12 protein-coding genes are annotated in these 14,854 nt (G+C 71.5%); 6 read left to right on the forward strand and 6 right to left on the reverse strand.

Translation table 11 applies throughout. The features are described 5' to 3' along the window. Positions 1 to 9 precede the first annotated feature (9 nt). Positions 10 to 2,478, reverse strand: coding sequence for a hypothetical protein (locus ABS52_06065; GenBank protein ODT04212.1), 2,469 nt, complete (start codon positions 2,476 to 2,478; stop codon positions 10 to 12). A 143-nt stretch (positions 2,479 to 2,621) separates the two neighbouring features. Here ABS52_06065 and ABS52_06070 point away from each other — a divergent pair, with 143 nt between their 5' ends. Continuing rightward, entirely contained in the window at positions 2,622 to 4,352 is a 1,731-nt protein-coding gene (locus ABS52_06070; GenBank protein ODT04213.1) for a hypothetical protein, read from the forward strand. Positions 4,353 to 4,571: 219 nt separating this feature from the next. Beyond that, entirely contained in the window at positions 4,572 to 5,309 is a 738-nt protein-coding gene (locus ABS52_06075; protein ID ODT04214.1) for a hypothetical protein, read from the forward strand. On the opposite strand, the gene ABS52_06080 is transcribed toward ABS52_06075, so the two are convergent. Together ABS52_06080 and ABS52_06085 are read right to left on the reverse strand one after the other, a co-directional pair. Then, complete coding sequence (locus tag ABS52_06080; protein ID ODT04215.1) at positions 5,251 to 6,300, reverse strand: hypothetical protein; 1,050 nt, start codon at positions 6,298 to 6,300, stop codon at positions 5,251 to 5,253. The genes ABS52_06075 and ABS52_06080 overlap by 59 nt on opposite strands. Next, a complete protein-coding gene (locus ABS52_06085; GenBank protein ID ODT04216.1) occupies positions 6,273 to 7,223 on the reverse strand; it encodes a hypothetical protein in 951 nt (316 codons plus the stop codon). Before ABS52_06085 ends, ABS52_06080 begins: the two co-directional genes overlap by 28 nt. 64 nt (positions 7,224 to 7,287) lie before the next feature. Here ABS52_06085 and ABS52_06090 point away from each other — a divergent pair, with 64 nt between their 5' ends. Further along, a complete protein-coding gene (locus tag ABS52_06090) occupies positions 7,288 to 8,097 on the forward strand; it encodes a hypothetical protein (protein ODT04217.1) in 810 nt (269 codons plus the stop codon). 34 nt (positions 8,098 to 8,131) lie between these two features. Here the strand turns inward: ABS52_06090 and ABS52_06095 are convergent, their stop codons facing one another. From ABS52_06095 to ABS52_06105, 3 genes are all read right to left on the reverse strand, one after another. Next, positions 8,132 to 8,980 carry a hypothetical protein gene (locus ABS52_06095; protein ODT04230.1) on the reverse strand — a complete coding sequence of 283 codons (849 nt, stop codon included), beginning with the start codon at positions 8,978 to 8,980 and terminating at the stop codon, positions 8,132 to 8,134. A gap of 140 nt (positions 8,981 to 9,120) precedes the next feature. Continuing rightward, a complete protein-coding gene (locus ABS52_06100) occupies positions 9,121 to 9,558 on the reverse strand; it encodes a hypothetical protein (GenBank protein ODT04218.1) in 438 nt (145 codons plus the stop codon). 84 nt (positions 9,559 to 9,642) lie between these two features. Next, positions 9,643 to 10,110, reverse strand: coding sequence for a hypothetical protein (locus ABS52_06105; protein ODT04219.1), 468 nt, complete (start codon positions 10,108 to 10,110; stop codon positions 9,643 to 9,645). Between the two features lie 96 nt (positions 10,111 to 10,206). Here ABS52_06105 and ABS52_06110 point away from each other — a divergent pair, with 96 nt between their 5' ends. The 3 genes from ABS52_06110 to ABS52_06120 all read left to right on the forward strand — a co-directional run. After that, complete coding sequence (locus ABS52_06110) at positions 10,207 to 10,833, forward strand: hypothetical protein (GenBank protein ODT04220.1); 627 nt, start codon at positions 10,207 to 10,209, stop codon at positions 10,831 to 10,833. Between the two features lie 199 nt (positions 10,834 to 11,032). Next, complete coding sequence (locus ABS52_06115) at positions 11,033 to 12,802, forward strand: hypothetical protein (protein ID ODT04221.1); 1,770 nt, start codon at positions 11,033 to 11,035, stop codon at positions 12,800 to 12,802. 10 nt (positions 12,803 to 12,812) lie between these two features. Next, positions 12,813 to 14,854: 1,4-alpha-glucan branching enzyme (locus ABS52_06120; GenBank protein ODT04222.1), on the forward strand; the 2,042-nt coding region annotated here is incomplete at its 3' end.

Consider the following 14,854-nt stretch of genomic DNA (forward strand, 5'->3'; position numbering starts at 1 on the left):
CCCCCGTCCTTACCCCCGCGGCGCCAGGAGCGCCTCGAACGCCCCCACCCCTCGCACGCTGCGAAAGTGCGGGTCGGCATGGATGAACGGCTCGTACGGCAGCCCCGTGGCGAAGGCACGGCGCAGCAGCCGCACCGCCGCGTCGGCGTCGCCGCGCAACGCCGCCATTGCGGCGCGCCAGTACTGCGCGCTCCCGAACAGGTGCGGTCCTCGCTCGCGCTCGAGCCGCGCGTCGATGCGCGCGGCCTCGTCCTCGTCGCCACGCCGGATCGCGATCACCCCCAGGTAGCCGTGGTCGAGGTGCCCCTGAAGGTGCGGGTGGTGAATCGCGCCGCAGTCGGCCACGCGAACGCGATCGCCCGCCAGGTGCGCGAACGCGAGCCGCGCCCCCGCCCAGTCGCCCACCTCGTAACGGGCGCGCGCAATCGCGCGCGCCACGGCGGGTTGCTCGCGCGCCTCGCCAGGGAGCTCCTCGAACCAGGCGAGCGACTCCCGCAGCAGCGTCTCGGCGACCGCGCGACCCGACCCGTGCGCGAGGAGCTCGTGCGCGGCTTCACGCATGAGCGTCCCGGGGCTCGGCTCCTCGCGCGAGGGCATCGCCAGCCGATCCTCGACGCACGCCAGCACCCCCGCCTCGTCTCCCAGCGCCGCGCGCGCGTGGAGCTCCAGCCGCAAGGCGATCGGCGCTTCCGGATGCAGCGCGCGCGCCCGGCGCGCCACCTCCAGCTCGCGGGTGTGCTCGCCCAGCATGTGCAGCGCCTGCGCCATGACGACCCAGTAGAAGACCCACCCGCGCATCTCGCCGCGCGAGGGATCGATCGCCGCCAGCAGCTGCAACGCCTCGCGCGGACGGTTGCGCCGCCGCGCTTCCTCGGCCACCTGGAAGCTCGCGATCGAACCGGGCGCCATGGCGGCCTGCCGGCGCACCGCCTCGTACGCCGCCCCCCAGTCGCCGGCCAGCCAGGCGCGCACCATGTCGAGCAACGCGCGCTCGAACGGTCCAGCGGCAACCACGAGCGGTTGCGCACGCGCCACCACTCCCTCGGCCCGTTCCAGCTCGCCGAGGTTCCAGTGCGCGATGGCAGACACGAGCAGCGGGAGAGCGTAGGCGGCATCGCTCGTCGTCGCCCGGCCCAGGTGCTCCAGCGCGCCGCGCCAGTCCGCGCTCACGAAGCGGGCCATCCCTTCCACGTACGCGCTGTGCGCCTCGTACGACCGGGCGCGCCCAGCCGCGCGCACGTGCAGCACCCGCGCCTCGAGCTCACGCGCCAGGTGCGTCCGCGCCTCGTCGCGCAGCGCTTCCACGGCGGGGAGCGGGGCGGCAACCGGCGCCCGCGCCGGCCCGAGGGCGCGAAGCACCTCGCCGGTGCGCGCGTTCCTGATCCACCCCTGTGCCACCACCTCGCTCCCCGCCGCATAGTACGCCCCACTCACGACCGTCCCGGCCCCCGTCTCCTCCGCGGCCAGCCGCGTCCACTCGGTGGCGGGCGCATGCGCCGCCACGGCATCGACGTGGCGCGCCGTGGCCAGCGCCCCCGTGAACGGGACCACCCGCACCCCTTCCAGCTGCAACAATCCCTCGGCGATGGCGTCGGCCATCAGGCGGCCGAACGGCTCGAGGGCCGCATCGCCCGTCTCGTTCCGGAAGACGGTGACGAGGACGCGCCGGACATCGAGCGGCGGCGCACCGGATGCCGACGTCGCCCCTCCGCGCAGCGCCGAAACCGCCGACACGGTCTCGGCGGCCGGCTCCAGGCCGTACTGCTCCCGCAGGCGGCGCACGAAGGCGTCATACACGCCAATGGCGGCGGCACGATCGCCCGCACGCTCCAGCAGCGCGACCAGCCGGCGCAGCGAAGGCTCGTCGTCAGGTGCAATGGACAGCACTCGGCGGCTCCACGCCATCGCCCCGGCATCGTCCCCCGCCTCCGCCGCCGCATCGCGCAGGGCCCGGGCAGCCGATGCCGCCAGTCCGCGCAGCTGGCTGCGGCGCTCCTCGGCCCAGCGCTCGAACGCCGGGGCCCCCTCGATGTGGAAGCCGGGGAGGAAGTCGCCATGATAGAGCTCGAGCGCTCCCGCGAGGTCGCCACTCGCCGCGCGACGCTCGAAGTCGACGGCGTCGCACGTCACGCCGCCCTCATGCACGGTTACCTCCTCGCCCCTCCCCGTCACCACCCCGGCGCCAACCGTCCGGCGCAGCTGATACACGGCCTGGCGCAGCGAACTGCGCGCACGCTCGGCGTCCGAGTCGGGCCAGAACGTCGCGACCAGGGAGTCACGCCGAGGGGAGCGCCCCGCCCCACCCATGACGAGGTACACCAGCAGCGCCAGTGGCTTGGGCCGAACCAGCAGTCCATCGAGCGGGACGCCGTCGCCCCCGGCCGCATCGATCGCCCCCAGCGTCCGGAGTGCGATGCCTGCCGGCGCGCGAGGCGCACGCGATGACGCTCGATTCACGACGCGCTCACGCCCGGCCACCAGTTTCGTCGCACGTCATGTCGTGTACCCCTCCCGAAGCGCCTCGAGTGGCGGGCATCGCCGATGCCCGCGAGCCATGAGGGCGGGAGGTTGCACCGGCGCGACAGGCACCACAAGGCCACCAGCGTCCCCCCTTTCCAGCCATGACGCGTCACGCAATCGCCGCCCTCGCCCGGACCTCCCGCTCCCGTGCGCTCGTCGCGCTCCGCGCGATCGTCGCGCTCCTCACCATCGCGGGGAACTCGCTCGCCGCTCAGGATCGCGCAAATGCGATGGTTCCCACCGTCGTGCTCCTCGGCGGAAAGGTCTTTACCGCCGATCCGGCAAGACCGTGGTCCGAGGCGATCGCCGTACGGGGCGACCGCATCGTGGCCGTGGGAAGCACCGCCGACATCGCGCGACTCGCCGGCCCGGACACTCGTCGCATCGCGCTCGGCGGTCGCACCGTCGTCCCTGGCTTCGACGACGCCCACGCACACGCCGGCCCCGCCGGTGCCGCGGGACGGCACATCAGCGTCGACCCGTCGCCGACCCCCGATCCGGCGCTCGACCTCCTGCTCGACTCGCTGGCGGCGGCGGCCCGACGCGCGCCGACCGGCGCGTGGCTCACCTCCAGCGTGGGCGGGCGGATCCTCGACGACCCGCGCGCGACGCGTTCGGTGCTCGACTCCGTGGCGCCCGACCATCGGGTCTGGCTCGCCGGCTGGTCCGGGCACGGCGCCATTCTCAACTCCGCCGCGCTGCGCGCCGCCGGCCTGCTCGACGCCCCCGATCCTGCAGGCGGTTGGATTTCGCGCGATGCGAACGGCGTGGCCTCGGGACGCATCGACGAATACGTCATCTACACCACCGAGAACCGCCTCGCGGTCGCGCGTGGTGACTCCGTCCTCGCCCGGTCGCTGCGCGCTTATGGGGAATGGGGACTCCGCCATGGCATCACATCGGTACAGGACATGGCGGGGCAGTACGACCTCGCCACGTTGCGCGCTGCGGTCGCGCGCGGCGAAACGATGCGCGCGCGGCACCGCGTCATTCGCATCCCGAACACCACGCACCCCGGGGGCTGGCGCGCGAGCTGGCGCGTATCCGGACGCGACACCGTGCTCGCCCCCAACGTGCACGTCTCGGGAGTGAAGTGGATCCTCGACGGGACTCCCGTCGAGCGCCTTGCCCTCATGCGACGTCCGTACGCCGACCGTCCCGGATGGCACGGGCGCGCCAACTTTCCGTTCGACACGCTGCGCGCCATCCTGCGCGACGCGCTGGCACGTGGCGAACAGCCGCATCTGCACGCCGTGGGCGACAGCACGATCGCACTGGTCATCGCCGCCATGCGCGCCGAGGCCCCCGACGCCGCCTGGCGATCTCTACGCCCGCGCCTCGAGCACGCCGATGCACTCGGCCGCGACCAGCTCGCCGACGTGAAGTCGCTCGGCATCGTCGTCGTGCAGAACCCTGCGCATCTCGCGATCCCCGCCGTGATGTCGGCACGGTGGGGAGCCGACCAGCTTCGCGCGGTCGACCTCCTCAAGACGCTGGTCGACTCCGGGGTTCCGCTCGCCATCGGGAGCGACGGTCCGCGGGAGCCGGGCGTCAACATCATGCTCGCGACGCTCCACCCCAACGTCCCCAGCGAAGCGCTCACGCGCGAGCAGGCGGTCGCTGCCTACACCCGCGGCTCGGCCTACGCGGCGTTCGCCGAGCGGCAGCGGGGGACGATCGCGCCGGGAATGCTCGCCGACATCGCGGTGTTGTCGCAGGACGTGTTCGGCGTGGCGCCTGACGCGCTCCCGGCAACCCGGAGCGTCCTGACGATGGTCGGCGGCAAGGTGGTGCACGAGGAAGCGGAGCTCGTGCCACCTCACAGGCGATGAGGGATCTGCGACGTGCGCGCACTGTGAGCCAGGTCGCAAGCACGACGGCGTCCGTCATGCATGTGAGGCGCGACACTTCGGGCGCCTGGGTCGACGGTGCACATTGCAGCCAGTCGACTTCAATTGACGGTCGGCCCCCACCCAGATCGAGCGGCCGGGCGGAACGCTGGTGCCTCGCACCACCATCCCGCCAAGGGCTCCCTTTCCTATCGAGCTGCCATGCTTACTGCCCATTCGCGCGCCGCGGCCCTTTCGTTTCTCGCGCTGTCTCTCGCAGGCTGTGGCGACGCAACGAGTGCCAATCGGTCGTCCACCTCGCTCCTGATCGCCAGCCGGACCAGCAGTTCCCTGGCCGCGAGCCGCGCGCTCCTGGACATCTCGTTGACCGCTGGCGGGCACTCGCTCGTCATCACCAAGGCGCAGATGGTCCTCGCCGAGCTGGAGCTGAAGGCCACGTCGTCGGCGGCGTGTGCGGCCGAGGGGGCGCATGACGACTGCGAGGAATTGCGTGTCGCCCCCATGCTCGTCGACCTCCCGCTCGACGCCGTGAAGTCGCTGGACGTCGCGGCGCTCCTCCCGCCTGGGACCTATCGCGAGATCGAGTTCGACGTGGACGCGGTCGAGAGCGGCGAGCGCGCTAGCTCGGCCGCATTCCTCTCGGCGCACCCCGATTTCCGGAACGTGAGCGTTCGCGTGGAGGGGACCTTCGACGGCAAGCCCTTCACCTTCCAGACGGCACAGGACTTCGAAGTCGAGTTCGAGTTTCGCACGCCGTTCGTCGTCGGCGCCGGAGCGTCGAGCCTGACGCTCAACATCGACGTCGCCTCGTGGTTCCAGAACGGCACGACGATACTCGACCCGTCGAATCCCGAGAACCGTTCGCTCATCACGAACAACATCAATCGCTCGATCTCGGCATTCGAGGACGACGACCACGACGGTCGCGAGGACCGATAACCGGTCGGGGCAGCGGCAGCCGCAGCACGACGACGGTGTCCCCGATCGCCCGCCCGCCCTGCCATCGACCCAGCTGGCTGTTCGCGAGGTAGAGCAGGTCTTCACCCAGTAACGCCCCGGTAGTCGGCACTTCGTGCGCGGGATGCCTGCGCTCGAGCGTGGTCGCGCGCTCCACGGTTCTGCCGTCCCCGGACAGCGACAGCCGAACCAACCGCGGCACGCCGATGGCGTTCTGGATGCCGACCAGCGCATCACCCGCGAGGTAGAGCCCGTCGATCCCGCCGAGCGCGACGCCCGGCGGGGCCTCGAGCATGTGGAGTCGCGCATCGTCCGTGCGCCCCACCGCGATCCCTTCATCGTAGGCGATGTAGATCGTTTGCCCGTCCGGCGACAGCGCCACGCCGTTGGGGTGCGTGCGCCCCGCGGTTCGACCGAATGCAATGGTCAGCTCGGACGAGCCTGGCGCGCGCAACCAGACGACGCCCCCGTCGGTATCGGTGAGATAGATCGTTCCGTCGGGCGCGACCTCGAGGTCGTTCGGGAGGTGCATCCCCTCCAGCGGGATCGGCGATGATTCCGCGACCGAGCCGTCGTCGAGCCGCAGTGCGACCAGCGCGCCACTCCCCCGCCCCGCCGGCGGTTCCACCGCGGCCCAGAGCACGCCGCGGGCCGTATCGACCTCGAGCCCGAGGACGGCGCCCCCGAGCGGCGGCGACCAGGCGCGGAGCGTCCCCGGACGTCCGGTCGACTGTTCTGCCCTAAAGACCCTCTGCCGCGCGATACTCCCGACGAGCAGCGTGCCGCGGTGAATGGCAATGGCCTCGGGAACGATCGAATCGGCGATCAACACGAATGCGGTGTCGCTCGCGACGAGTGGTCCCTCCCCGCCGGACGGCGAAGCCGCCTCGCGGCCATGGGCGCAGGCGCTCGCGAGGACGACAGCCAGGAACAGGCGCGCGCCCCTCATGCGCGCCCTCGCTCGGCGCGCCACTCCGCGGCCGTTTGCAGGGCCCCCTCGCGAAAGGAGCGGACTTCCGGGCGCCATCCCAGGGCGAGCGCGCGCGCCGGCACGACGGCGACATCCCGCGCCAGGCGCCCCAGGTGCTCGCCCTGGAGCTCCTGCTTCATGCTGGCGAGCGACGATGGAGACGATGCGCCGACGCGTGACAGGGCGTCGCGCGCGAGCGCGAGCACGTCGGCCGCGCGAAGCGGTGCGCCATCGGTGGCGTGAAAGACGCCGCTGGCCTCGTGGCCGGCCTCGGCGACCGCCCGAAACAATGCGGCCACGTCACCGACGTGGACGAGCGACCAGCGCCCGGTGAGACGTTCGACGGCATCGAGTGGCTCACTCGCGGCCAGCGCGTCGAAGAGGCGCGGGATCGTCCCACCCATCGGGCCGATCGCCGCGCCGTACACCATGCCCAGTCGAATGACGGCCGCGACGCCGCTCGTCGCCACGACCCGTTCGAGTGCCGCCCGGGAGAGTGGCGCATGCCCCGTCGGCATCGCCTCCGCGTCCTCGTCCACGGGGCGGGCCGGATGGTCGCCGAGCAGGTAGGCATTCGAGGTGTACACCAGGCGCCCGAGACGGCAGGCGCCCGACTGGGCGAGCGTCAACAGGGTGGATGTGGCGATCCAGTCGGGGGCAGGTCGCTCGGTGCCGCCGGCGTACTGGAACCCCGTGTGCACGGCCACGTCCGCCTCGGCCGCAACCTCCAGCCAAGCGGCCGGGTTGGCCAGGTCACCTATCACCGGATTGCAGCCGGGCGGTAGCGCGGCGGCTCGCGCCGGCGCGCGCACGAGCGCGCTCACCCGATGCCCGCGGGCCACGAGCTCCTGTGCCACGGCCGACCCCACGTAGCCGGTGCCGCCCGTGAGGAAGATGCGCCGATGGGATGTCGTCATGCCGTCCAAGGTGCCGAGCCGGGGGCCGCCGCGCTTCCACGATCTTGCCACCCCGCCCTATCTTGCGCACGACATGCCCGTCACGCCCCTCATCTCCACCGAGTCCGTCTTTGCCGGCATCTGGTCGTGCGACGGTCGCCACGCACCGGCGCCGAGCATCGAGCCGTCCCGGATCGTCATGATCCCCCGGGCCGATTCCCCGCTGGCGCGTACCGGACGCGGGAGCAGCACGGTTCCGCCCGCGGCCGCGCTGGTCGTGGAGGCGGGCGAGGCGCTCGCGCTCCGCTCGGTACGAGGAACCGCGGTCCAGGCCACGGTCGTGGCGCCGGCAGACGCGGCCGGCCAGCCTCGCGGAGGCATCGGGATCCGCGCCATGGAGCCGGCGGCGCTCCTGGCCCATCACCAGCTGCAACGCGCGGCGCGGTTCGGCGCGCCGTCGCTCACGCTGGAAGAGCTTGCCCTCGAGCTGGCCGCCGTTGTCGGGCGAGAGTCCTTCCCTACGCCCCGCCTCCCGTCGTCGCAACGCGACGCGGCCCATGCGGCCCTGTCGATGGTTGCAGCTGCGGAGGCGACGCCCTCGCTCGCCGCGCTGGCCCGGGCCACGGGCGTTGCCCCGTGGCCGCTGAGCCGGGCCATTCGCGCGGTGCTGGGCATCCCGCTCCGGGAGTACGTCCTGCGGCGGCGCATTGCCCTGGCGCTGGAGCACATGGTGCGCACGCCGTCCCGCACCATCGGCGAGGCGGCCCATGCGGCCGGCTTTTCATCGCACGCACACTTCACCGACGCGGTGCGTGCGCGCTTCGGTGTCCCGCCGCGCGCGCTGCTCGGGCACGGCCGCGTCGACCTTCAGGTGAAGTCCGCCGGCGCCACGCGCGCCTGGTAGCGACAGCGCCACCGGCGCGCGTGCCGCGGCCCCGTCAGGCGTCGCCCCTGCCCCCGGTGCGCACCCGCAGGCGCGTCCCCCAGGGATCGCGCGTCACCAGCCCGCCGGCGCCGGGCTCCCGCTGCACGGCGAACCCGCCTCGTGCCAGGCTCTCGCCCACGGCCGCCAGGCTCCCCTCGTCAGGCACCTCGAGGGTCCACTCCAGGAGCCGCGCTTCGTCGTCGCCAGGCGCAACGGCACCACTCCCCGCCCAGGTGTTGGCCCCCAGGTGATGGTGATACCCCCCGGCGCCGAAGAAGAGCGCGCCGGGATAGTGCCACACCATGCGGTCGAAGCCGAGCGCCTCGGCGTAGAACGCCGCGGCCCGGGCGGTGTCACCCACGTGCAGGTGCACGTGCCCGATGACGGTCCCGCCCGGCATTCCCGTCCAGGCGGCGGCACCCGCCGCGGCGAGCAGGGCGTCGACGTCGACCGGATCGGTCGCCATCATCAGTTCGCGCCCCACCCGTCGCCAGCTGTCGCGCGGCCGGTCGGCGTACACCTCGATGCCGAGGTTGTCGGGATCCTGCAGGTAGAAGGCCTCGCTCACCAGGTGGTCGCCGGCCCCCGCCGGGGCCCCGATGTCCGCCAGGTGCCGCACGAACCTGCCTAACGACCCGCGATCCGGGAGCAGGATGGCGACGTGATAGAGGCCGAGTCGTCCCCGCATCGGGCGCGGCCGCGCGCCGGGGCGTTCGACCAGCTCCACCAGCGGGCGCGCGTCGCCGTGCGCGCCGAGCGTCGCCGTGGCGCCCTCACGGCCCAACACGCGAAAGCCGAGTGTGCCCCCGTACCAGGCCAGCGACCGCGCCAGGTCGGAGACCTGGAGGCGCACGGCCCCCAGGCGCGTGGCCTGGGGGAGCCGGAAGCCGGCCGGCGCCTCACCATAGCTCCCGGGAGTGGCCGGCTCCGCACCGGGGGTGTTGCCGAAGATGTCCTGGGTCGATGCCGACATGTCTCCTCCCCGTCCCGCGAGGGACGACGTTATGCCCGCCCGCCGCCGTTGCGCGCGGCGAGGCGCGCGTCCACCGAAAAGCGCCCCGCCCCCGTGATCACCAGCGCCACCGCGGCCGCGAGCAGCAGCAGGACGAACTCGATCCCCTTGGGCGCGAAGAACCCCGCCTTCAGGTGCACGATGAAGATCGCCCCCAGCATGTCGCCGGCCAGCCCGAGTGCCACGACGCGCGTGAGCACGCCGAGCACCAGGGCGATCCCGCCGAAGAACTCCAGGAAGGCGATCGCCGGCCCCACCACTCCGGCGAGCGGGATCCCCATCTGTCCGAACGAGCCGGCCACCCCGTCGAGACCGTAGACGAACAGCTTCTGCCCACCGTGGGCAGCGAAGATCACGCCCGTCACGAGCCGCAGCACGACGAGTGCGACGTCGGTCTGTGCGGCGGTGGCGGTTCCAAAAAGCTTCATGCAGGTGCCTCCCAATGGTTCGGATGATTTGGAGCAATGCGCAACATGACTACTGGTGTCACAACACCCTTCCGCGCGCAATCATCACGCAATCGCGCGAGTCAGCGTCAGCAGCTCGATCAACGTCCTGAGCTGCGACTCGGACAGGTGGCCGAGCGCACGCCGATGCTCCTCTTCGACCGGAGCGTCGAGCCGATCGACCAACTCTCGTCCCGTTGCCGTCAGCCGCGTCTTCACCAGGCGACGATCGTCCTCGTCGCGGGCCCGGGTCACCAGCCCCGCTTCTTCCATGCGATCGAGCAGGCGCGTCACATCGGGCATCCTGGTCACCAGCCGGTCGCGTATCTCGTTGCGGCACAACCCAGTGGACTCGGCGCCACGCAGGATGCGCAGCACGTTGTACTGGGTGCTGCTGATCCCGTAGGGCTTGAGCATCCGGTCGAACGCATCCGCCAGCACCGCGTGCGTTCGCTCCAGGTTGAGCTGGGCTTCCTGATGCAGGCTGCCGAAAGGCTTGCGCTGCTTGAGTTCATTGCGAAGTGCCGGTGCCATGGAGGGATATTATATGTCATCACATCCATTGTCAAGACACACAAATCCCTCGGGTACTTTCGGGGTACTTCGAATCGCCCCGAAAGGAGTCCAGCCGTGCTCGTCTCGTTCGCCCTCGCCGTCGCAACCGCCGCCTCGGGAGCCCTCCCCCCTGCGCCCGTCGCGGAGGACGCGGCGGCGCGCGTTGGCGTCGAGACCTTGCCAGTCGCCGCGACCGACACCGCGCGCCGTCCCACCCCCGCCGACATCGCCTTCATGACGGGGATGATCGGGCACCACGCCCAGGCGCTGGTGATGTCGGCGCTCGTCCCCGGCCGCTCGGCGCGCGCCGACCTCGCCCTCCTCGCCGAGCGCATCACCGCGTCGCAGCGCGACGAGATCTCGCTGATGCAGCAGTGGCTGCGCGATCATGGCGAGGAGGCCCCCGACCCCGCGGCGCACGCCCACCACGACGCCGGCCACGCAGCGCGGATGCCGGGGATGCTGACGCCCGCCGAGCTCGCGAGGCTCGGTGCCGCCAGCGGCAACGACTTCGACCGCCTCTTCCTCGAGCTCATGATCCGTCATCACGAGGGGGCGATCCAGATGGTCGCCGACCTGCGGCGCTCGCCGGGCGCGTTGCAGGAACCGCAGCTCTTCGACTTCGCCTCCGACGTCGACGCCGACCAGCGCGCGGAGATCGCACGCATGCGGCGCTTGCTCGGGACGCTGCCTAACGGGTAGGGGGTGACGGCCGCCGGGGGGCGGATGCCGAGTGCCACGGCGTGGGGATCGGGAGCGCGAGGGCGGCCGCGGGCGGCGGCTGCTCCGGTTCGGAATCGCCGGGAGATGCCCTCGATGGTCCCGCTCGCCACGCGCCGGCCGCCTACAGGCGCGGCGCCGGGTGCTGTACCTTCTGCATGACCCTTCAGCCACCACGCAGATGACCACGACCCGTCCCGCCCGGGGTGAACGCCTCCGGCTCCGCATTGCCGCCGCCATCTCGTTCATCACCTTCTCCGCCGTCGCCGGGGCGCAGGGCGACCCGCGGGTGGGGCTCAAGCCGGGCCTTCACGACGCCGGCGAGGCGGCCCGGAACATGGAGCTCGTGGCGCATCGCCCCAAGCCGGACGGCTTCTTCAACGCCTCCAATCCGGGCGACTTCGCCTTCGCCAACTCGGACCTCGCCTTCAACCGCCGGTATGTCTTCCAGGGCGGGTACCACGGCTTCCAGGTGTGGGACATCAGCAACCCGCGCAACCCGACGCTTCGGGCGACACACGCGTGTCCTGGCGGGCAGGGCGACCTGTCGGTGTACGGCAACCTCCTCTTCATGTCGGTCGAGCAGCCCAGCGCGCGCCTCGATTGCGGGGCGCAGGGGGTGGCCGACACGGTGAGCGCGGAGCGCTTCATGGGCGTGCGCATCTTCGACATCAGCAACATCGATGCGCCCAGGCAGGTGGCGGCCGTGCAGACGTGCCGCGGCTCGCACACGCACACCCTCCTGGCCGACCCGAAGGACCGCAAGAACGTCTACGTGTACGTGCACGGGACGAGCCCGGTGCGCCCGGCGGCGGAGCTGCCGGGATGTTCGGGGCTCCCGCCGGAGCAGGATCCCAACACGTCGTACTTCCGCATCGAGGTCATCCGCGTGCCACTGGCCTCACCTAAAGACGCGAAGATCGTGAACTCGCCGCGCATCTTCGCCGACTCGGCGGGGAACGTCGCCGGCCTGTGGAAGGGGGGCGCGCACGGGGCGGGAACGCAGGAGACGGCGACGACCGACCAGTGCCACGACGTCACCACCTACCCGGCCCTCGGCCTGGCGGCCGGGGCCTGCTCGGGGAACGGGATCCTCCTCGACATCAAGGACCCGGCCAACCCCCGGCGGATCGCCGCGGTCATCGACCCGAACTTCGCGTACTGGCACTCGGCGACGTTCAGCAACGGCGGCGACAAGCTCCTCTTCACCGACGAATGGGGAGGTGGAGTGGGGGCGAGGTGCCTCGCGACCGACCGGCCGATCTGGGGGGCGGACGCCACCTTCACGCTGAGCAAGGACCGCAAGCTCACGCCCGCGGGTTACTTCAAGATCCCGGCGCCGCAGACGGTCCAGGAGAACTGCGTGGCGCACAACGGGTCGCTGGTCCCCGTTCCCGGCCGCGACATCATGGTGCAGGCCTGGTACCAGGGAGGGATCTCGGTGGTGGACTTCACCAACCCGCACAACCCGCAGGAGATCGCCTTCTTCGACCGGGGGCCGGTGAGCGGCGAGCGGCTGTATCTGGGCGGGCACTGGTCGGCATACTGGTTCAACGGCTACGTCTACGGCTCGGAGATCGCGCGCGGGCTCGACGTCTTGCAGCTGAAGCCGAGCGAGTTCCTGTCGCAGAACGAGCTCGACGCCGCGATGCTGGTGCGCTTCGACGAGTTCAACCCGCAGATGCAGCTGCGTTTCGAGTGGCCGGCGTCGTTCGCGGTGGCGCGCTCGTACCTGGACCAGATGGCGCGCAACCAGGGGATGGCCGCCGGCACGCTGGCGCAGGCGCGTCGTGACCTCGACGCGGCGGAGAAGGCGGCCCCGCGCGCGCGGCGGACGGCGCTCACGGCGCTGGCGGCGCGGCTCGACGAGGAGGCGGCCATCGCGCCGGACCAGAAGCGGGTGCTGGCCCTGGCCGAGGCGGTGCGCAAGCTGGCGGCGGCGCGCAGCTGAGCGCCCCGCCATGCACCGCGCCCGCCACGACGTCTCGCGCCTCGACGCCACCACGGTTCACCTCTTCTGCGAGGGGACGCTCGACCACGCGCATCGCGTGCTGGGAGCGCATCCGCACGTGGCCGGGGGCGAGGCGGGGACCTGTTTCGCGGTCTGGGCGCCTAACGCCGCGTCGGTCTCGGTGGTGGGGGACTTCAACGACTGGCGCCCCGGTGCGCACCCCATGCGGCTGCACGCGCCGTCGGGAATCTGGGAAGTCTTCATCACCGGGGTCGGTCGCGGTGCGCGCTACAAGTACCACGTCACGGGGCGCACGGACGGGTACCGGGTCGACAAGGCCGACCCGTACGGCTATCGCTGCGAGGTCGCGCCGCGCACCGCGTCCATCGTCTGGGACCTGGACTACACGTGGGGCGACGGCGAGTGGATGCGCGCGCGCGCCGACAGGCGGGCGCTCGACGGGGCGATGTCGATCTACGAGGTGCACCTGGGGTCGTGGATGCGCGTCCCCGAAGAGGCAAACCGGTCGCTCACCTACCGCGAGATCGCGCCGCGGCTGGCCGACTACGTGGAGCGCATGGGGTTCACGCACGTCGAGCTGATGCCGGTGATGGAGCACCCGTTCTACGGCTCATGGGGCTACCAGGTCACCGGCTACTTCGCCGCCACCTCGCGCTACGGGACCCCGCAGGACCTGATGTACCTGATCGACACGCTGCACCAGCGCGGGATCGGGGTCATCCTCGACTGGGTCCCGTCGCACTTCCCCACCGACGCGCACGGCCTCTCGTACTTCGACGGGACGCACCTCTACGAGCACGCCGACCCCCGCAAGGGGCACCAGCCCGACTGGGGGAGCTACGTCTTCAACTACGGGCGCTACGAGGTGGCCAACTTCCTGCGCTCGAACGCGGTGTTCTGGCTGGAGACGTTCCACGCCGACGGACTCCGCGTGGATGCCGTGGCGTCGATGCTGTACCACGACTTCTCGCGCAAGGATGGCGAGTGGATCCCCAATCGGTACGGCGGGCGCGAGAACCTGGAGGCGATCGAGTTCCTCCGGCGCCTCAACGAGAGCGTGTACCGCGAGCACCCCGACACCGAGACGATCGCCGAGGACTCGACGGCCTGGCCCATGGTCACGCGCCCGGTCTACCTGGGGGGGCTGGGCTTCGGGCTCAAGTGGGACATGGGGTGGATGCACGACACCCTCGCGTACTTCGCGCTCGACCCCATCCACCGGAGCTACCATCACCAGAAGATCACCTTCCGGATGATGTACGCTTTCTCGGAGAACTACGTCCTCCCCATCTCGCACGACGAGGTGGTGCACGGGAAGGGGTCGCTGATCAACAAGATGGCGGGCGATGCCTGGCAGAAGCGCGCCAACGTGCGGCTGCTGCTGGGCTACATGTTCGGCCAGAGCGGGAAGAAGTTCCTGTTCATGGGGTGCGAGTTCGGGCAGTACCGCGAGTGGAATCACGACGCCTCGCTCGACTGGCACCTGCTGGAACGGCCCGAGCACCTCGGCCTGCAGCAGTGGGTGGCCGACCTCAACGCCCTGTACCGCGGCGAGCCGGCGTTGAACGAACGCGACAACGCCCCCGACGGCTTCGAGTGGATCGACTGCAACGATGCCGAGCAGAGCGTCGTGAGCTTCCTCCGCTACAGCCGCGACCGGTCGCAGGTGGTCCTGTGCGCCTGCAACTTCACGCCGGTGCCGCGCCGCGACTTCCGCATCGGCGTCCCCGACAGCCTGCGGTGGGACGAAGTCCTCAACAGCGACGCCGAGGCGTACGGCGGCGCGGGGTGGGGGAATTTCGGGGGAGTCGCGGCCGACGACGTGCCGAGGCACGGGCGCCCGCGGTCCATCAGCATCACCCTCCCTCCGCTCGGCATCGTCTTCTTCCGCATGGTCGCGCGTCCCGCGGCCGAAGCGGAGGAGCTGCCGGCGGCTGGCGCGGTCACCCCCGCCAACGGGCGGTCGAGAGTGAAACCCGCGCCGAAACCCGCGCCGAAACCCGCGCCGAAACCCGCGCCGAAACCCGCGCC

The sequence above is a fragment of the Gemmatimonadetes bacterium SCN 70-22 genome, assembly GCA_001724275.1.
GTDB lineage: Bacteria > Gemmatimonadota > Gemmatimonadetes > Gemmatimonadales > Gemmatimonadaceae > SCN-70-22.